Source organism: Sulfurimonas sediminis (assembly GCF_014905115.1).
Lineage (GTDB): Bacteria > Campylobacterota > Campylobacteria > Campylobacterales > Sulfurimonadaceae > Sulfurimonas > Sulfurimonas sediminis.
In genome coordinates, this window is sequence record NZ_CP041235.1 from 2,098,886 (window position 1) to 2,118,969 (window position 20,084).

Below are 20,084 nucleotides of genomic sequence, written 5' to 3' on the forward strand. Positions count from 1 at the left end.
TATGAAAAAAACTGATTTGGTTGTGCTTGCAGTTGATGATGATCTCATTAATTTGAAGCTTTTAAAATCTATGCTGATGAAAAGCGGAAATGTAAAAGAGGTTGTCGAAGCAAAAAACGGCTCAGATGCCATAGGCATTTTAAAAAGCCGTGATGATATTGACCTGATTCTCTTGGATATCATTATGCCTATCATGGGTGGTATCGATATGCTTAAAGTCGTGCGTGCCGATGAAAGTTTGCGTCAACTCCCTATTTTGGTTCTTACAACAGATGAAACAAAAAAGGCAGAAGCTTTGGAGTGCGGCGCAAATGGGTTTTTAATGAAACCTATACGCAATGACGATTTGATTGCGAAAATAAAAACAGTCATCGTCTAAAATATAAACAGGTTCTACCCGTTTAAACGGTCTCTATCTTAATGGTATCTGCCAAGATATAGCAGATATAGCCACGCACTTCATCTCCCGTTATCTCTTTGACTGCTTTTACATAGTATCGAACCTGCTTGCGATGCTCTTCGGTAAAATGCATCGCACTTTTATAGTCTATCACACTCCACTCTCCTTTTTCATGCTTGACCAACAAATCAAGATAACGCAGATTGTTTTTATAGCGCAGGGCCTTTTCTTTGTAACATACTCCCCGGGTCAAAGTCAAAAACTCCGGTGTAGTGACAAGCCTCTCTATTCTCTGCTGTATATCATCGACCTCTGATTCTGTGAGCATAAAGCCATATTTGTTCAGCATCATATCTTTGGCATCCAGCAGTGCTTCTTGTGTAAACTCCTGCATCATTTCCAGGGTATAGTGCAAGGCAATACCAAAATTAATAGCTTGCAAATCCTCTTCATTTTGTCTTTCTAATGCCAACAAATCACTCTGTGTCCCGTAATAGATATTTTCAAACGAAAGTTTTTTATGCACCTGCGGTACATTTCTGGCTTTACATGTAGAGCGTAGTTCTCCGAAGCTTTGAGGTTGCAAATCCAGCAGTGCAAACATGGAATCTTTTGGTTTTGCAAGTATGATCAGATTTTCTCTTGCTCTGGTAAAAGCAACATACAGAGCATTTAAACTGTCTTCTCGTATAAGCTCTTTTTCTTTGGCAAGAGCATAGGCATAATCATGGTCAATAAGCTCTCTGTTTTTTGTTCTCAGGTAAAGATTTTGCAGTTTGATACCGTCATAATTGTAAATAATGGCATCTCTTGGGGCAGGAGCTTTCTTCAGTCTGTCCATGACAATGACATGCTCATACTCCAGACCTTTTGATTTATGTACCGTTAAAACCCTCACTCCGCTGATGTCAGCTGCCGCTGCAGAAGTATCAAGTCTTTCATATTCAAACAAAAGCGCTTCAATATCTGCATATTTGGATACAGCACTTAAAAAGCGAATAAGATGAAAATCATCCTGAAAAAGCCGGTACTCCTCTATACATCTCTTCACAACATCCACAAGTCTGACACTGTTAAAATCTACATTGGCAACAGCCCTGACCTCCTGATTTATCAAAGCAAAAAAATTCTGTCTATAAATCTCTTCTCTGAAATAGAGATATTTCAAGTACTCCAAAACAGCCTTGACACTTCTTTGGTTGATGAGCTTCGTGGTTGTTTCTGTGACAACCTCTATATTTTGTGCGTCAAGTCTGTTTTTAATGACCTGTCCGTCGCTGTTGGTTGCACATAAAACGGCAATGTCATTCACATCTGCGCCCAGATCTATCAAGCGCTTTACCTGCTCAACCAGTGCATCCAGAAGCTCCTCGTCTGCAATCACTTCGACAAAACCGCCCTGTGCCTCTTTGCGAACAAGCTGAGGGGTGTAGTTTTTTATTTTATCCGCAAAGACTCTGTTGACAAACTCTATGACCTCTTTTTGCGAACGGTAATTTGTCAAGAGTTTCTTCACCTCGGTACGGTGCTCTTTTGCCACCTCCCCAAAAAGTGCCGACACACCTCCTCTAAAACGGTAAATAGACTGTTTCACATCCCCCACAAAGAAAAAACTTCCCTCACTGCAGACACCCGCACCCGAAGTTATCTCTGTAATAAGCGGTTTTAAAATCTCATACTGCAGCACGCTGGTATCTTGAAACTCATCAAGCAGCATGTGCTCTATCGTTGCATCGAGGCGAAAGTATAAAAATTCACTTTCATTAAGACGGTGCAAAATTTCATACACCAGAAGCGTCACATCAGAAAAGCTGAGTTCCCCCTCATCAACATAGAGTGCTTTTTTTGCTTTTTTGTAAAGTTCTACAAGTTCATTCAAAGCATAAAAGAAGTTCTGCTCTTTTGCCTTTGCATGTGCTTTGATGGCATTTTGGATTACATGTAACTGTGCATCCATCTCAGGTGTAAAACATTTTTTAAAGACCCAGTAGTTCAGACTCTCTTTATAGACCCATGTTTTTGCTTTGAGTGCTTCAAAATTTTGAGCAACAACGGCTTTTTGCAGTGTCGCCGATGCCTCTTTGCAGTTTTTTACAATATTTTGCAACAAAGAGAGCCCCTGCATCGCCTCCTCTTCATACGCCTGTGTCGATTTTTTTTGAAACTTCAGATGAGAAAGTTCCTCTTTTTTAAGATAAAAATCATCCAGCAGTGCAAAAATATCACTGACACGTTTGTTTGATTCCAAAGAGAGATTGATAAGCGTCTTGCGTTTGTTGGCAACACTCACCTCTTTTAAAAAACGAGACATCAGTTTGACTTCATGCTGGGCATTCGCCGTTGAAAAATCGGGCATCAAAGAGGCATACAGAGAAAATTTTCTCAAAATCTGCGCAAAAAAGCTGTCTATGGTCATAATCTTTGTATGGGCATTCAAAAACTCGGCCAAAATTTGCGACCGTTTTGCCAGAATCTCTTTTTCGGACATCCCGCACTCTTTGGCAATCTCATACAGTTCCATACGTGATTCCAAGGCCTGCAGTGTCTCAACAATCCGCTCACTCATCTCGGCAGCCGCTTTGTTTGTAAAAGTAAGCGCCAAAACCTTCGCAGGCTCCGCCCCTTTAAAAAGCAGAGCAAGATAGCGCACAACAAGCATAAAAGTCTTCCCACTCCCCGCACTTGCTTCGTAGGCAAGATTATTTATAAACTTAGACATGAAGATCTTTTATTATTTCAACAGTTGCTTCTAAAAGATTTTGTATGTCATTTTGACAAATTTCAAATATTACCTCCGCATCCAAATCAAAATAGTGATGAGATAAGACATCTCGCACCCCCTTTACCTGTCTCCACGGAATATTTGGATACTGAGGCAATATTTTTCCCTCAGACAATTTATCAATATTTTTAAAGCCCTCTCCAATAGCAATTAGTCTCATTGAGATACTATCAAGTTTTAAAAGTCCCTCATCGTTTTTTAAAAAATCATCACTTGAATTTATTCTTTGGCATCTTTGAATAATGAGTTCTAATGATATTCGTATATCATCAAGTGTGGACAAAATCATTCTTTGTTTATCACTAAGCATAAATCAAATCTTTTTGAATCATTTCTAAGAAAAAAGGTTTCATATTTTTATGTTCACGGACAATATCAACTTTTGTATGCAAATCATCTTCTATCTGCTCTTTTATAGCAATCATATCAAACATATTAGGTCTCATTTTTACAAAAATATCTATATCACTCTGCGGTGTTGCTTCATCTCTTGCATAACTTCCGAACAACCCAATTTTTTCAACCGCATATTGTTTATGAAACTCGGGATAATGTTCTTTTAAATAATTAAGTACATCACGTTTTGTCATAATAATATACCTCTTTTTGCTTTCTTAAGTGTATTATAGCATTTCTGTAAATAACAAACTTAGCCATTATTTTTCTCTCAAGACCTCTTTCATTATCTCATCTGCACTTTTTTCATCGGCATAAAAATACTCTTCTAAAAGCGGTTTTATTTTATACTCTTTTACAAATATTAAATCTTCATCATTTTGTACATTCATAAAATAACTATGCCCAAGTTGGTAATCTTCACTTAACTTTGCAGTAATGTAATTGTTTAGTTCCTGCATACATTCTCTAGCACTGTCGTTTTTAACTAATTCAAGATTTGGTTTCATCTTTAAAAATGTAAATCTTCGTCTCAGTGCTATATCTATTGTCGCTATTGATTTATCAGTTGAATTCATCGTTGCAATAATATAAAGATTTGAAGGCACTTTAAATTTCTCCTTAGAGTATGGAAGTGTCACTTCATAAATATCTCTCTTATCTTCTTCTATAAGCGTGATAAGTTCACCAAAAATTTTAGATATATTCCCTCTGTTTATTTCGTCTATTACTATGTAAAAATTCTTTTCATTTTTTACATCAACTCGATTTTTCTTAATTATCTCAACAATTTTTTTGGCTAATGGATAATAAAAATCTGATAAAGAAATAGTATCTTTTTTTACATCTAAATTTTTAATATCTACTGGTTTATGAATCTTATCCCGCAACATTGCATTCACCACGGTTCCTAAATCATTCTTTTTAACATATTGAGAATCTTTAGCATTTTCAGATTGAAGTAAAATTGTTTTTTCTTTTACATCATGAATGATAATACTAGCACCCGTCACTTTTTTTAATGTTTCTAATTCTTCATTTATAAAACTCGTTCTAAATATATCGTACGCTTCATCAAAAGAGATATGTTTAAGCTCTTTTTCTTTCACTTGATTTATAGCTTTAGCTGACACTCTTTTAAATATTCCATCTTCTAACTCAATATTTCCATTTTCATTCGGTCGGAAACCTTCTATAAAATCTTCATAAGAATAACTCTGATGAAATGTTACAAATTCTACTCTTTTTTCGTCTTGTATGGTTTGAAAAATTTCATCATTTAAACTCACTTTTTCATTTTGTGAAATAGTGTCAAATATCTCTTTTTGACTTTTTCCCTCTTCAATCATAGAAATTAGATTTTGGTAATTATGAGTTTTACCAACACCTGGAGCACCATAAAGGATTATGTTTTTAATATTTAATATATTTTTATCTTCTCTAATTAAATCTTTTTCTTCCTCATTAATACTGTCTATTTCTATCTCATAGTGCAATTCATTTTTTGCAAATTCTAAAAATCTTTTTTTATTTCCTTCTTTAATTTTTCCACTCTTGGAATCTTGCCAATCTCCACCCCAACCTTGATTTATATATACTTCATCATTTGCTAGCTTAACAATCTCATTATCTTTTATAAAAAATCTTTTTTCAGGATCTTTAATATTTTGTTTCCAAATCTCAAAATCTTGTTTATTTTTAATAATTCCTCTTGATCCACCTATTTCATCTCGAAATACTTTTTTTAAATCAATATATGAAATATTTGGATGTTCACTTACATATTTTTTAACAATTTCTATAACCAATCTATTTAACGCATTAATGCGTTTTCCATTAAAATAATATGCCATCTAAAATATCCTTTACTCTCAATTTAATTTCTTTTATATACTCACCATACCCACACCCATCAAACCCTAAATCCAAACTTTTTATCTTCATATTAATCCCGTTTTCATTGACACCCAGAACCAAATCATTATCAAAATTCTTTAAATGTTTTGGATACAATAGCATTGTATTTTTTATTTTATAATTATTGCCATAAACATACATCTGAAACTTATCATCTCTTTTAATGTCTCTTAGTGCGTTTAACTTCTTATATTTTGTATCTATTATCAAGTTACCTACAATGATGTCAGGTTTTAAAGTCAAATCTTTATAGACATCATAACTTTGTAATTGTGTGTTTAGCTCACGCGCTTTTATCATTTTACCAACAAATCGTTCAAAAAGTATATTCATATCAAATAAAAAGGCAAAACTTTTTTTATCTTTTTCAAAAAGTGGAATTAATTGGCGTAATAATAAAAGTGCAAACTCAAAATTCGCTTTAAACCTGTTATTGAGTCGATTAAAGTTTATATCTAATCTATTTATATCAAACTGTTTCACTTGAACTTCGTCAAGTACAAGTTCACACTGTTTTAGCAACTTTTTATTTTTAGCAAATGATAGTAAACTTTTAATGGCATACAAGAAAAATTGATTAAGTCTGTTGTCCATACTAAACTCATCATATTCACAATAAATTTTGTTTTTTACAAAGTTATATTTCAGATTTTCATTTATGAGATACTTTCCCCGTAATGTCGTTAAGTTCTCTTTTTCGGTAACATACTCCTTATAAATCCCTGCCTGAAATTCTTTAAATAGCCCTCGTGCAAAGAGTTGTATAAAAACTTCTAAAATATTGTGTTTTTCATTTTTACAAGAAGCAATATTTTCATTTTCTAACTTTATATCATACACATACATCAACATATAAATAAAAATATCTAAATTAATTTCATCATCTTTTTTGATAATTTTAGGCAATAAATAAAAATCTTCATCCCCAAAATTCAGTATCCCGCAATATTGTTGTGATTTTAAGATATTCCAATCAAGTTTAAAATATTTATGAAGTTTAGTGGTATTAACGATGTGGCTTTTCAGTTCTTTATTTTCAATTTCACTATATTCATAAATAATATTTTGCATTGTACTTACAATTAATCTCTATTGCACATAATGGCATATTCACAAAACTGGCAGGGTTTTGTCTCTTCACATTTTTCAAAGTTGACGGACTCTATGGCAAGGAGATCTTTGATGTGAGATTTTAGTATTTCTGTTTTTTCTTGCAAAAATGCTTCCGGGATGATTTGGCACTCTTTCAAATCATAAAAACCGCAACGCTCGACATTTCCAAAACCACCGGCTAAAAGAGCATAAAATTCAAGCTGAAAGTCCGTTGCCTCTGTATAGTTGTTTTTATTGTAAAGCGTGTAGGCACCTGTTTTGTAGTCAAGGACCTCGATAAGATTCTCTTTTTTGTCTATTCTGTCGATTTGACCGACAATTTTCATGCCTGCAAAATTCGTTTCCAAAAGCTCTTCTGTTTTAAATACTCTCCAGCCTTTTTCAAACCGTTCTGTTTCAGCCTCTGCAAAAGGCTCCAGACGCTTTTTTTGCATCGCAACAAGATACTTGTCAAGCTCACTCTCCCCGCAAAATTCATCCAGAGCTTTGTTGATATCTTTTTTGAGTTTTTCGGCATCCGTGTAAAAATTCTGTTTTTCATAGACTGCTTTTAGGGCACTGTGCACAACATTGCCTATTTCGTACTCCTGAGGCATATCTTTTGGAATTTCATGGTTTTTTATATGTTGAATGTATTTATAATAATATTTACGCTTACATGTAAGGAAGGTTTTCAGCCTGCTGGCAGAGAGTGCTACATTTTTAAAACTGTACTCTTGCACTATCTCCTCTTCTTTTAGCAAACCTGATTCTCTTCGCTGAAAGAGAATTTCAGCGTAGTCCAGCTCGCTGTGCTCGTTTTTCTGTGTAATGCCGAGTTGTTTTAAAAACCTCGAACCGCTGCTCTCACTTGAGTTGACATAGGCGATTGCCACCTCTTTTGAGCGTGATATCAGCATTTGGTAGTAATGTTTTTGCAGGCTTTCTCTGTCTCCCATCGTCGGCAAAGAGGCGGCTTTTCGTATCTGTGTATTTAAAAACATATCTTTGTCACTGCGTTTTGGGACATTTTTATCATCAAAATCTATAATAATCACCGCATCAAAATGGACACTTCTTGTCTCAAGTACCCCCATTACCGTCACTTTGCCCCCACGGACATCATCCACAGTTCTCAAAGCCAGACGCTGCATAAAAATATTTAAGAGTGATTTTACGCCCATATCCTGCATAAAAGGCAAAAGTTTTTCTATTTTATGCAACTCCTCGTTCAATATTTTCTTCTCCTGTCTGTTGGTAAAAAAACCAGCCACTTCCTGCATTTTTTGTATAAAATCAATCTCTGAAACTTTTTTATAATAGAGTCCGTGCAGAAGTAAAAAAAGTTCATCCCCCACTCTTTGCATACGCGCCTCATTCTCTTTGGAGTCCTGTTCTATGGCGTTTAATGTTGCTTCGATTTTTTTATAGACTCCGGAGTGACGAAACGACTCTCCCATTGCAAAGTTCAGATTACATTTTTGATCAAAACTTTTGAGTATCGGTGCTGCGGTTTCATTGGGCAAAATAACGGCTATGTTTTGGGGGTTGTAGCCTTTTTGTACAAATTCATAAATTTTCTGCTGCACGAAGGCAACCTGCAAAAGAGATTCGCTGAAACTGTTACATGTAAGCTGATAATTTGTAGGGATTTTTTCTTTTGTGAGTGTTTTGATGCTGTTGAAATCGAGTTCATATATGAATCCGGCTTCCAGTGCAAACCCAAGTTCACCCAGTTTGTTTTGCATCTTTTCATTAAAACGCGTCGCCCAGAAACGAAGTTTTATGGACATAAACGACTTCGCCTTTTGCAGCAGTTCAAGCTCAAAGTTTGTCAGATGCCCGTCTAAATAAATCGTCACATTTTGATGTGTTTTTGCATAGCTAGCATTAAATTCATAAAGTTTGGGCAGAAATATTCTATCGAGCAGTTTTTTTTCATTGCACAGCTTTTCATAGCGTTTGTAAAGCTCTTGCAAAATGGCAATATGCTCTTCATACTCTGCATAAACATCGGCACTGCTTAACAGATTGATATCATAAAGTTCTGCACTCAGTTCTTCGTAAAATTTAAAGATATACGAAGAATTTTTGGTAAAGGTAAAAAAATTACGCTCAATCTGAAGATTTGCAAAGCCTTTAAAATCCGATGCTTCAAGCAAAAGCAGTATTCTGCTCTCATCATCTATAAATTTATAGCCTTTGACAAGCGTAAGTTTGGCGATAAAATCGCTCATGGTAATGTAGTTGGGTAAAAAGAGCGTCTGCTCCTGTGTAGCAAGCTGCTCGTGACGAATAGCACGAGCAGTCGGAAGGACTATGGTTGTCTCCTCCATATTTAGTACTGTGAAGCTTCCTGGATGCTTCTGTCGTTTATGATGCGGGTATCTGTTTTGATAGCATAAAATCTACTCTTGTCACCGACATCAACTTTTAACAGCAGGTTCCAAACACCTGTTTTTGGAAATTTCACATCATGAAACACATAAAGACCCTCTTCAAAGAGAGGATCTTTGAGCGTTTTTGTGTAGGTCTCAACTTCAGGACGGCTGATTTCCAAAATCATTTTTGCGCCCTTGACGGCTTTGCCCTCTTTCGTTGTAAGGGCATACTTCACATCCGAACCATTTTCTGAAATCCTGTCTGAAACAAATTTCAGTTTATATGCTTTGTCAAAAGCTATTCTCTGTTTAATCAGTTTGTTTGCATTTGCATCTGCATCCTGGTATTTTGTCATATAATCATCACTTGGCTGTATGTCGGCCTTGCTTGTTTCTATAATTGTCCATACGCATAAGCCAAAAACACCTGTAATTGCCAGCCCTATTGCATAAGGCCAGAGTCTACCACTTTTTATAATGCTCATTTTTATGCCTCATTTTATAAATTCTTCTTTTAAAAAGCATTACTATACCATATAAAATAAAACCGTAGAATAATACTCTTACATAAAACAGAGACGTTTGATTTGCATCACTGTCAAACCCGTGTCCCAACTTGACACCTTTTGCTTTGGCTATCTGCTGCGCTATATCCAGATAACCGTTAAACATTGCGGCAGAGTATTTGTCGGCAATCATGCCTTTTTTTGCTTTTCCGCCTAAAAGAGGCAAAATAGTACCTCCCGTATTGCTCATTATACTGACAAAATCATCCCAGCTTTTGGCATAAAAGGCCGCCATCATAAAAGCCTGTACATAGGAGGTAACCGGACTCAGAACCTGCTTTTTGTCAAAATATTTATATAAAGATTCGTCGTTTGCTTCTATATCTACCTGTGAATTCATCTCTGAAAATGTCAACACTACTGTAGGTTCGCTAAACTGCTCCAGTATTTTTTTTTCATATTCATACATGGTCACATTTTTTGGAAGTTCTTTGAGCATCATCAGGCGTAAAGAAATCCCTGTTTTCTTATAAAGTGCACTTCCCAAAGTTTCCACCTCTTCGGTAAATTTCGGGTTATGAACTACTTCATCTTTATATAAATACTCTGCAAATAATTGGGTTTGAAATAACAGTGTGAGGGTGAGGGCAAAAAGCCCTCTTCTTAAAAGTTTCAAATAGAGTTCCTAACCAACGTAAAGATGATTCGGAGTTACTACAGCCCAAAGAGTGTATGCGGCCATGATTACAAGGCCCCAAGAAATAATTTTTTCCATTCTGAACTCCTTACTTCACATCAACAACATGCTTAGCATTCTCAGTGCTAAACATTTTGATTGATTTTTCATCTTTTATCTGATAAAAGTTTTCAGCATTTGCATGTTGTACGCTTAAGGCATTTACAGTTAAAAAAACTAATATGCTGAGCAGTAAAACAGTTGCAATCAGCATACCCGTTACACCGTCAAGAGCAAAAACACTTCTATTTTCATTCATGCTATTCTCCTTCACTCAAGCTCATTACATATGCTGCAATTGCTTCTTTTTGTTTAGGGTTCAGTCTGTCCATTGCAGGCATTTTTCCGATTGCACCTTTTTTACCATAGTCTAACACATTGATAATAAGCTGTTGGTTCCAAGTCGCAATATCCGGAGCAACATAAGCCATACCTTTACCGTCAGGACCATGACAAGCCGCACATACATTGGCAAACACTTTTGCCCCTGCACTGTTTGCATCTTTTAATCCGCCTGCAACATAATCAGCCACTTCATCAATCTCTTTATCAGTGATTAATGCACCTGTTGCCGCATTGAAAAGACCGTTACGATCCGGCATTGGCATTTCAGTTCCTAAAAGTTTGTTGTTAGAACCGTGGTTTATTACATACTTGACACTTTTAGCAGATATTCTGCGATTTAAATCTGCAGCATCCACTTCACTGTTCCCGTCGGCATTAAGACCGTGACAGGCAACACACTCAACCAGATACACAGATTCACCCATGTTTACAAGTTGTTCACCCTTGATGTTTGCATATTTCTTTTCAAATGCAGCATCTTTTTCTTTTACTTCTTCATTGTACTGACCGATTTGAGAAAATGCATTTACCGGATACCCTATTGTAAAATACCACATACCCCAAATCATTGTGCCTAAGAACATAATTGCCCAACCAAAAGGTACCGGGTTTTTATATTCACCTATATTGTCCCATGACTCATCTGCCAATTCACCAGTTGCCTGATCAACCTGCATCTGACGAACATACTTGATTACAACAAATACTGTAATGATTACAAGCGCCACAGCCCCTGCAATCGCAAGCATATTGACGATATCATCATTGAGACCGCCTTTTTGGTATCCAACTGTTGCATATGTTGCACCCAACATTGCAGCTGTTATGATAATTCCCCAAAGATAAAGCTTATTCATATATCTCTCCTATTTTTCTTCTGTCTTTGACACAGGTTTTACCGGGGTATCCCCTATGTCATCCTTCAGTGCCATATCACTATAGTGTTCATAATCAACTCCGCTCGAGTCTTTCTTTTTTGTATAAAGATGGTAAATATATGAGTATGTCACTACCACCAAAAATACTACTAAAAAGAAATACGCATACGCTGCAAATTCATTAAAGTCCACTATTTACGCCTTTGCTATTTAAGACTGTTTAAATATGCAATTAAAGCAACTATTTCAGGTATTTTACCTGCAGCCACTGCATCTTTAACGTCTTGATCTTTCATTTTTGCTGTAATCTTTTTCGCTTCTTCCAATGCCATAGCATGAGCTTCAGCAAGAGAATCAGCCATTTTTACAACTGTTGTTGACCCGTCTTTCATAGGAACAGGCTTGTTGTACGGTACACCAAAAAACTGTGCATTTGTCAACTGTGTCGCATATGCAGTGTCTATATCCGCACTGTTTGTAAACATCCATGGATATCCAGGCATGATACTTGAAGGCATTACAGACTTTGGATCCTTCATGTGGTTTTCATGCCACTCTGTTGTTCTGTAGCTCCCTACTCTGTGTAAATCCGGACCTGTTCTTTTAGAACCCCAAAGGAATGGTCTGTCATACGCATACTCACCACTTAAAGAGTAGTGACCGTAACGGTCAGTCTCCGCTTTAAACGGACGAATCAGCTGTGAATGACAGGCATTACAACTGTTTTTGATATAAACATCACGACCGGCCTGCTCTAACAGACTAATCGGTTTTGTTCCGATAACAGGACGAGAAGCCTGTGCAAAGTTTGGGATTATTTCAATCAAACCCGCAAACGCAATTACTACAAATACACCTACCGCAAAAAAGAACGGGTGTTTTTCTAACCAATGAAACATAATTTAATCCTCCCTTTCTTAAGCGCCCATAGGCGAAGCATTTTGTAATTCAGACTCTTCCACAGGACGAGACGACATAGTTTTGTAAATATTGTAAGCAAACATAAAGAAACCGACAAGGTATAACAAACCACCAACACCACGAAGTGCATAGTACGGATGTAATACATCAACAGTATCCATGAATGAATATGCCAGGTTACCGAACTCATCGTGAGCACGCCACATCATACCCTGTGTAATCCCTGCAATCCACATAGAAGTAAAGTAAAGAACAATACCTAAAGTTTGAATCCAGAATTGTGCAGCCATAAGACCTTTAGAGTATAACTCGCGCTTAAATACACGCGGAGCCATATGGTAAAGTGCCGCAATAATCATAAAGCCGACCCAACCAAGCGTACCATCATGTACGTGACCGACAATCCAGTCAGTAAAGTGCGCAATCGCATTTACAGATTTAATCGCTTGAATAGGACCTTCCAATGTAGAGAACATATAGAATGTTGAAGCAAGAACCATAAACTTAATCAATGGAGACGCAGCAACCTGTTGCCATTCACCCTTCATTGTAAGAAGCATATTGATCGCTGAACCCCATGATGGCAAGATAAGAATTACCGAAAAGACAGAACCCATAGTCTGCATCCAGTCAGGAACAGTCGAGTAGAGCAAGTGGTGACCACCGGCCCATAGATATACAAACATTAAACCCCAAAAGGAAAGTAAAGACAATTTATAAGAATAGATCGCTTGCCCAGACTCTTTTGGTAAAAAGTAGTAAATCATAGCAACAATAGGTACTGTAAAACCAAATGCAACCGCATTGTGTCCATACCACCACTGCACAAGTGCATCATTTGTTCCTGCATACATAGAAATAGAGTGATACCATGCACCGATTCCTGTTTCCCCTGCAGGCGATGTTGCAAGCATTGTAGGTATTTCCATATTGTTAAACAGGTAAAGCATTGCAATACCTAAAAATGTTGCAATATAATACCATACAGAAATATAAAGTGATTTTTCACGACGAATACCGATAAGTCCAAAAACACTCACTCCCCACAGTACCCATACAACAACAATGGCAATATCAATAGGCCATTCAAATTCAGCATACTCTTTTGAAGTTGTGACGCCGGCAAAAAGTGAAACAACAACTGCTGCTACACCAATAATGTAAAGCCAAAAATGTAATTTACCAATTAACATCAAAAACTTAGATTCTGCCATCGATACTTTCAGTACCCTCTGACCAACATAATACCAAGTAGCAAATATACCACTTAACGTAAAACCAAAAATAACTGCATCTGTATGCAGTGGACGAAGACGACTAAAATTAGTATATTCCGCTAAGCCACTTCCAAGTATAGTATTTACACTAGGAAAAGCAAGTTCAAATGCTAAAATCACACCGATAGTCATGCCTACAATTCCTAAAACAATTGTAGTAAACATGAACATCTTTGCAACCGTATAGTCGTACTCTAATGGACGATTCTCCATATATAGCCTCCTTAAGATTCAAAGCAATTAAGTCTTTTAAATGCATAAATACACTCAAAAGACTAATCAACATTTGTATATTAACAATAGATTTGTTTAATCTATCTTAAAAGTGACATAAAAATGACACTTTTTTTAATATCATTCTAAAAGGAAGCAATTAATTACGAATTATGTGTTTTATATAAGAAAATTACGAAAAAAGAGAGAGTTTTATCTTTTTATCAAAGATAAAAACTCACTGAATATATAGCGGCTCTCTTTGGGACCCGGGGAAGCTTCCGGGTGATGCTGGACTGAAAATACAGGTGCATCATTATAACGCAGACCTTCAATGGTTCCGTCAAAAAGATTTGTATGCGTCACCTCTGCTATTTCAACAATATTATCAGGAACATTGTAGTTATGGTTTTGCGCTGTAATCTCTACCAGCCCTGTTTTTTCATTTTTTACAGGATGGTTGCCGCCGTGATGTCCGAATTTGAGTTTGAATGTATCATAACCGTGAGAAATTGATAAGAGCTGATGTCCCAGACAGATTCCAAACATCGGTACTTTTGCCTTTATAAGCTTTTTTAATCTGCTCCTGTTCACGTTTAAGAACCAACGGATCACCGGGACCGTTTGACAAAAAGACACCATCAATCAATTTTGCCTGATATTTTTCTATCAAATCTTCGGCGATAAAATCATTCGGTATGACTTCTACTGCTATGCCTGCACTGACAAGCTCATTGAGTATATTGCGTTTGACACCAAAATCTATGGCAACAATTTTTGCCTCTGCTTTTGGTGCCTCATCATATTTGAATGCTCTGTAGGAAAAAGTGCTTGAAGTATGCTGATACGGCTCTTTTGTACTGACCTGCTCGATGTAGTTTACTTCTTCTATACGAGGTGCGCTTTGGAGAATTTTTTTCAGCTCTTCTTTGTCACTTATCTGTGTAGAGGCAACCATCATCATAGATCCTTCACTTCGAAGCATTTTGGTCAAATAGCGTGTGTCAATGTCACAAATGCCCATCACATCATTTTCAACTAAAAAATTGTGCAGTGAGTCTTGTGCGCGAAAATTTGAATAACGCCCCTGATATTTTCTTACTATCATTCCCTTGGCGTGAGCTTTTGCACTTTCCATATCCTGCTCATTTACACCGACATTTCCGATTTCCGGCATTGTAAAAGTAACAAACTGTCCTGCATACGAAGGATCACTCATAATTTCCTGATACCCGCTCATAGAGGTGTTAAAAACGATTTCACCGACTTCTGTTTTGTCTGCGCCAAAACTGTTTGCTTCCAAAAAAGTGCCGTTTTGTAAATATATCCAAGCTTTTTTCAATGAACTCTCCATGCGTTTACTCCATTCCTCTTTTCATTAATTCTTCCCTGTAAAGTTTTTCATGCAAGATGTCAAATTCGTCAGTACCCGGAATAAATTTTCTCTTATACGAACGTATCTTATCCATTACGGCATCTTCAATTTCCGACGCATCCGCTATAAAAGAGGTAATGGCATTGTAAATAATGTTTTTAATACGATTTTCCGTTACTTCAAAATGAATCAAATCTTCTTCATAAAGTTCATCAAGAATTTTGTGCGATATATCCGAATACCGCTCTTCATAATCCAAAATCACTCCGTACTCTGGAGCCAGTTTTTTCTTAATCATAAAGAAAAGCTGTCTCTCATCTGCAAGCATAAACTCAATCTCTTCTTCATTGTCCACACAAATCTCATCTACTTTTTTCTCAAGAGCCATCTCCTGTTTGACATTCTCTTCCAAAACTTTCTGTGCCTCAAGTGCGACACTTTCAAGCCCTTTTGTCATTGTAACAGCACCACTTTTGTTTAAATCAACAGCAATTTTATTTGCTATATGGGGAATAGTTTTAAGAGATATTTTCATAGATTCAGCCTGCTTATAAATTAAATTTAAGTATTTTACAATTATTTAGCTAATAGTTGCGTTAACTTTGATGCTTTTTTTGGATCCATCTTGGTTAATATTTTTCCTACTACTTTTGGTTTAAGTGATTGCAAGATAGTCGCTGCTTCTTTTTCGTCCATGTCCGAGAGTACATTTGCCGCAGCCCCAGCTTTCATCTTTGCAAATGTTTGCGATATTTTATTCATCTTTGTCGATTTCAGCTCTTTGAGTATTTGCGCATCTTTCTCAAGCATTGCTTTTATTTTCTTCTCTTTTTCGCTGATCTGCTCCAGTTTGGCATTTACTTCTTCTTCTTTCAAAGAAAGTTTTGCCTCTTTTTGTTTCAACAACTCTTCAGTAGCCGTTTTCAAGGCATTTAATGCCTGTTTTTGCTCATCTATACGTTCAAGTTCAACCAAAAGTTCATTTTTTCTTTCATTGAATATCTGGGTACATTCAAAAAGTTTGTCACTGTTTTGTATCGAAAAAAGCGAAGAGCAGAGAAATGCGGTAAGTAAAAGATATTTCAAGAGGCTTCCTCGCTTTTGTTTGTATAGGTCATCAGAGCAATTTCATCCAAATCTTTTGCCTCTTTTATTTTTATTTTTTTGAGTGCTTTTTGTATCTCTTCATACTCTAAATATTTATACTTTTCATACTCTATCATGTTTTTTTTCAACGCCTCTTTTGCCTGTTCTACTTCGTTTTTTGCATACTGCAGCCATGCCTGATTATGCTGTATCACGGCTCTTTGTGCATCCAAAAGTGCCCTTCCTGCCATAAATTCTGCTATTTTTCCATGTGAGGGGAGAGAAATTTCCTGTAAAAACGCCAGAGAGTCTTCCAGCGCTTTTTTTGCTTTTTGCAGATTTGTGTTTGTCTCTTGCAAAACACGTTCACTCTTTTGCATAATGTTTTTCTTTACATGTACCAAAGAGGTAAAGCGTGTTTTCACGGCGTATCCTTATAAAATTATTGTATCTTCTCTTTCGGGTGATGTGGAAATTATACCGACTTTTGTTTTACTTATCTCTTCAATAAGTTTCACATAGTCCTGCGCAGATGCCGGCAACTCTTCAAAAGTTCTCACGCCCACTGAATTGTCCCAGCCTTTAAAAGTTTTGTAAACCGGTGTAACATTTTCCAGATCAATCGGTACATAATCTATAGTCTTGCCCTTGTATTCATAGGCAACGCAGACTTTTACCTCATCAAAACCGTCAAGAACATCAAGTTTCATCAGTGCAAGTTCATCACATCCGTTCAAACGGCTTGCATAACGGGTTGCAACCGCATCAAACCAGCCACAGCGTCTGGCCCGGCCTGTAGTCGTTCCAAATTCATTCCCCTGTTCCCCAAGACGTCTGCCGGCTTCACCGAGGTCTTCACTCGGAAAAGGACCGTTACCCACACGGGTACAGTAGGCTTTGACTATCCCTGTCACTTTACCGATATCTTTGGCATTGAGCCCCAAACCGGTACAGGCTCCTGCGCTCACTGTTGAAGAAGAAGTCACATACGGATAGGTTCCATGGTCGATATCAAGCATCGTTCCCTGGGCCCCCTCAAGCAAAACACGTTTGCCTTCACTGTCCAGTGCGCGCCATACCATCTGTGTTGTATCCGTAAATATACGGTGCCAGTTTTTCTTTATAGCCTTGAAGTTCTGCCAAAAGTTCCTCTTTTTTTGGTGCATGCAGATCCATAACATCAAAAATAGGCTTGTTGAGCGCAAAATAGTCCAAAATAGTCTGGCATAACTTCTCAGGGTCCAGCAGTTCACCCACACGGTGTCCGATGCGGTTGATTTTGTCAGAGTAGGCAGGTCCTATCCCTTTTCCTGTTGTTCCAATCGCTTTGTCCCCTTTGAGTTTCTCTTTTGCCTGGTCAATCTCTGCATGGTATGCAAGATTGAGATGCGCTTTATCTGAGATATAAAGACGTCCCTCAAGGTTTTCAAACTGTTCCATCTCTTTGATAATAGAAACAGGAGAAAGGACAACACCGTTACCTACCACATTGACTGCTTTTGGATTTAAAACACCTGAAGGGATGAGATGCAGTGCATACTTGACTCCGTCCACCCAAATCGTATGTCCCGCATTGTGCCCGCCCTGGGAGCGACAAACCATATCATATTCCATTGCAAGTTTATCTACAATCTTGCCTTTGCCTTCGTCTCCCCACTGGATTCCGACAATCACATCTGCTTTATTTGTATACATATTTTCTTTTCCTCTTTTTCTATTGCTCTAATGCTTCACACAAAGTATCTGTATAAATTGCAAACCCTACAGATGTCAAATCTGAATCTTTATATCTTCCGCCCCGTGCATAGACTTCATTGCCCACTATACATCTGAAAAACAGCTCATCATAATAGAGCATTTTTGCATAATACATTGGTGCCAAAACAGCATTTTCACAGGCAATTTCCGCGCACAGTTCTTTCATCTTCAAGAGTTCTTTTTTGATTGCTTCAGGTACCTTGTGAAGCACATCATCTATCTGCTCCACATACTGCAGATAAACAAGTTCACTCAGCCATTCGACTTTGAGATTCAAAAACTTGTCAATGTTGATATGCCTGAAGTCATCTATAGTCAGTTCATCAAACATCGCAACCAGCAACTCGGGTATTTTAATATTTGAAATCTGCATCAGAGGCTTTACATGTAAGCGCTCAAAAATCTCTATTGCCAGTGTTGCCACACAAGAGAGTTTTTTCTCCCCCATAAATTCTACACCGACCTGATACTGCTCGTTTGTCGGGTAGGTAAACACAGGCTGAATATAGAACCACTTTTTCTGTTTCGTATTGCTTCCGAGTCTTTTTTTTATAATGCGTACAACATCTATTGTCGAGTCCGCACGCAAAGAAAGCGCATTGTTTTTTTCATCATTTATACGAATCAGCTCTCTTTGATCAGCAATACTTTGATGCTGATGGTAGGAAAAAACAGGAGTTACTATCTCTTCATAGCCGTTGGCATCAAGAATATCACTTGCAGTTTTTTCTATCTGGCGTTTTATCTTGGCGGATTTGCCAAAATAAAGTTTTGAACCATTCGGTATTTCATGTTCAAGTATCATTTATATCTCTTTTTTTTCTAATGCGGTTTTAAAGTAGACTTCATTATAGACTTTTGAAGCAATGCCAGCATACTCCAAACGGCCCAAACGGTGTAAAATCAACTCTATTGCATTGACGACCCAGACAGATTCATAAGGAGCAATAAGCCCCATCTGATTAATTCTGAAAATTTTACCTTTTAAATGGTCCTGTCCACCGGCTACATTTACCCCATACTCCTCTTTTAAAGCGGAGCGGATTTTTGCCGCATCTTTGTCATCAATGGTTGTCATACTTTTTGCAGGTACTTTCGGGTAAGAGTGCAGGCCTATCGCTTCAAGTGCGGCTCTTGTCGCTTTGGCGCGTCTTGCGGTGTTGCAATAGAGCACACCGAAACCGCCCTCTTTTTTTATTGTCTCCAGAACTTCCAAAAGCCCGATAACAAGTGTCGTGGCAGCAGTATAGGCTGTTGTGTTCTGGCGCTGCTTTTTGATTTCGGACGCAAGATTAAAATAGTAGCCTCTGCCCTCACCGATTTTTTCTATTGCAGCATTTGAAAGGCCTATAATTGCAAGTCCCGGAGGCAGCATAAGTGCTTTTTGACTGCCTGCTATCAACGCATCAATATTTGTCACATCTATACGTTCGACACCGACAGCGGTAATCCCATCTGCAATAACCATAATATCTGGATTTATTGCCTTGAGCGCCTCTGCTATCTCTTCCACGGGATGTCTCAGTCCGCCCGCACTTTCAGAAATCTGCACAGCCACAGCATCAATGTCGCTGTTGGATTTTACAGCGGCAACAACATCTTCAACACTGACAGGTGTGTCCCACTCATTTTTTATCTCAATATTTTTGAGTCCGTGTGCTTTGGCAATTTTTCCAAAACGCTCGCCGAATTTTCCTGAATTGACACTTAAAAGTGTGTTTTTACACAGGTTGACCACTGTTGCTTCCATAGCGCCTGTTCCGCTTGATGCAATCATAACAACTTCATCAGTAGCAAAAAGTTCAAAAAGATGTTCGCGTGTTTTTTCAAAAATAGCTTCAAATTCAGGGGTGCGATGGTGCATTGTCTCATCAGCCATGGCATTTCTAACATTTTGCGGTACTGGTGTAGGACCGGGTGTAAAAAGTAACATATGTAATTTCCTGTGAGTTTTAGGTTGTTTAAAAATAAAACCTCGTATTATATCGAAATAAGTTTAAATTTTAAAAAAGAAGGTTCTT

At 37.4% G+C, this 20,084-nt stretch carries 19 protein-coding genes and 2 pseudogenes; 1 reads left to right on the forward strand and 20 read right to left on the reverse strand.

Annotated elements, in window-relative coordinates; translation table 11 throughout:
* The first annotated feature begins 1 nt into the window (after position 1).
* Entirely contained in the window at positions 2-379 is a 378-nt protein-coding gene (locus FJR45_RS11185; protein WP_193150601.1) for a response regulator, read from the forward strand.
* A 22-nt stretch (positions 380-401) separates the two neighbouring features.
* On the opposite strand, the gene FJR45_RS11190 is transcribed toward FJR45_RS11185, so the two are convergent.
* From FJR45_RS11190 to FJR45_RS11285, 20 genes and pseudogenes are all read right to left on the reverse strand, one after another.
* Complete coding sequence (locus FJR45_RS11190) at positions 402-3,119, reverse strand: RecB-like helicase (protein ID WP_193150602.1); 2,718 nt, start codon at positions 3,117-3,119, stop codon at positions 402-404.
* Complete coding sequence (locus FJR45_RS11195; protein WP_226966427.1) at positions 3,112-3,492, reverse strand: HepT-like ribonuclease domain-containing protein; 381 nt, start codon at positions 3,490-3,492, stop codon at positions 3,112-3,114. Before FJR45_RS11195 ends, FJR45_RS11190 begins: the two co-directional genes overlap by 8 nt.
* On the reverse strand, positions 3,485-3,772 hold the full coding sequence (locus FJR45_RS11200; RefSeq protein ID WP_193150603.1) for a nucleotidyltransferase family protein: 288 nt from the start codon (positions 3,770-3,772) through the stop codon (positions 3,485-3,487). Before FJR45_RS11200 ends, FJR45_RS11195 begins: the two co-directional genes overlap by 8 nt.
* Positions 3,773-3,838: 66 nt before the next feature.
* Entirely contained in the window at positions 3,839-5,431 is a 1,593-nt protein-coding gene (locus FJR45_RS12610) for an McrB family protein (RefSeq protein WP_193150604.1), read from the reverse strand.
* Complete coding sequence (locus FJR45_RS11210) at positions 5,415-6,566, reverse strand: McrC family protein (protein ID WP_193150605.1); 1,152 nt, start codon at positions 6,564-6,566, stop codon at positions 5,415-5,417. The genes FJR45_RS12610 and FJR45_RS11210 overlap by 17 nt, the downstream gene beginning before the upstream one ends.
* 11 nt (positions 6,567-6,577) lie before the next feature.
* Positions 6,578-8,923 (reverse strand): PD-(D/E)XK nuclease family protein, encoded by a 2,346-nt coding sequence (locus FJR45_RS11215; RefSeq protein WP_193150606.1) that lies wholly within the window; start codon positions 8,921-8,923, stop codon positions 6,578-6,580.
* 2 nt (positions 8,924-8,925) lie between these two features.
* Positions 8,926-9,453, reverse strand: coding sequence for a FixH family protein (locus FJR45_RS11220; protein ID WP_193150607.1), 528 nt, complete (start codon positions 9,451-9,453; stop codon positions 8,926-8,928).
* Positions 9,431-10,150 carry a 3-dehydroquinate dehydratase gene (locus tag FJR45_RS11225; RefSeq protein WP_193150608.1) on the reverse strand — a complete coding sequence of 240 codons (720 nt, stop codon included), beginning with the start codon at positions 10,148-10,150 and terminating at the stop codon, positions 9,431-9,433. Before FJR45_RS11225 ends, FJR45_RS11220 begins: the two co-directional genes overlap by 23 nt.
* A 109-nt stretch (positions 10,151-10,259) precedes the next feature.
* A complete protein-coding gene (locus FJR45_RS11230) occupies positions 10,260-10,469 on the reverse strand; it encodes a DUF4006 family protein (protein ID WP_151899421.1) in 210 nt (69 codons plus the stop codon).
* A 1-nt stretch (position 10,470) separates the two neighbouring features.
* Positions 10,471-11,412: a c-type cytochrome gene (locus FJR45_RS11235; protein WP_193150609.1), complete on the reverse strand. Its 942-nt coding sequence runs from the start codon at positions 11,410-11,412 to the stop codon at positions 10,471-10,473.
* Positions 11,413-11,421: 9 nt separating this feature from the next.
* A complete protein-coding gene (locus FJR45_RS11240; protein WP_193150610.1) occupies positions 11,422-11,625 on the reverse strand; it encodes a cytochrome c oxidase, cbb3-type, CcoQ subunit in 204 nt (67 codons plus the stop codon).
* Between the two features lie 14 nt (positions 11,626-11,639).
* Positions 11,640-12,332, reverse strand: coding sequence for a cytochrome-c oxidase, cbb3-type subunit II (gene ccoO, locus FJR45_RS11245; RefSeq protein ID WP_193150611.1), 693 nt, complete (start codon positions 12,330-12,332; stop codon positions 11,640-11,642).
* A gap of 18 nt (positions 12,333-12,350) precedes the next feature.
* Positions 12,351-13,844, reverse strand: coding sequence for a cytochrome-c oxidase, cbb3-type subunit I (gene ccoN / locus FJR45_RS11250; protein ID WP_193150612.1), 1,494 nt, complete (start codon positions 13,842-13,844; stop codon positions 12,351-12,353).
* Positions 13,845-14,057: 213 nt separating this feature from the next.
* Positions 14,058-15,198 (reverse strand): annotated as a pseudogene (gene carA / locus FJR45_RS11255) (glutamine-hydrolyzing carbamoyl-phosphate synthase small subunit).
* 4 nt (positions 15,199-15,202) lie between these two features.
* Positions 15,203-15,754 carry a DUF507 family protein gene (locus FJR45_RS11260; protein WP_193150613.1) on the reverse strand — a complete coding sequence of 184 codons (552 nt, stop codon included), beginning with the start codon at positions 15,752-15,754 and terminating at the stop codon, positions 15,203-15,205.
* 41 nt (positions 15,755-15,795) lie between these two features.
* The gene (locus tag FJR45_RS11265) at positions 15,796-16,305 is read right to left on the reverse strand and encodes a MotE family protein (protein WP_193150614.1); all 510 of its coding nucleotides are present in this window, start codon (positions 16,303-16,305) and stop codon (positions 15,796-15,798) included.
* A complete protein-coding gene (locus FJR45_RS11270; RefSeq protein ID WP_193150615.1) occupies positions 16,302-16,730 on the reverse strand; it encodes a flagellar export protein FliJ in 429 nt (142 codons plus the stop codon). The genes FJR45_RS11265 and FJR45_RS11270 overlap by 4 nt, the downstream gene beginning before the upstream one ends.
* A 9-nt stretch (positions 16,731-16,739) precedes the next feature.
* Positions 16,740-18,000: pseudogene (locus FJR45_RS11275) on the reverse strand (adenylosuccinate synthase).
* A 19-nt stretch (positions 18,001-18,019) separates the two neighbouring features.
* On the reverse strand, positions 18,020-18,868 hold the full coding sequence (locus FJR45_RS11280) for an ATP phosphoribosyltransferase regulatory subunit (RefSeq protein ID WP_151899412.1): 849 nt from the start codon (positions 18,866-18,868) through the stop codon (positions 18,020-18,022).
* Positions 18,869-19,996, reverse strand: coding sequence for a pyridoxal-phosphate-dependent aminotransferase family protein (locus FJR45_RS11285; protein ID WP_193150616.1), 1,128 nt, complete (start codon positions 19,994-19,996; stop codon positions 18,869-18,871). It lies immediately after the preceding gene.
* Positions 19,997-20,084: the final 88 nt, after the last annotated feature.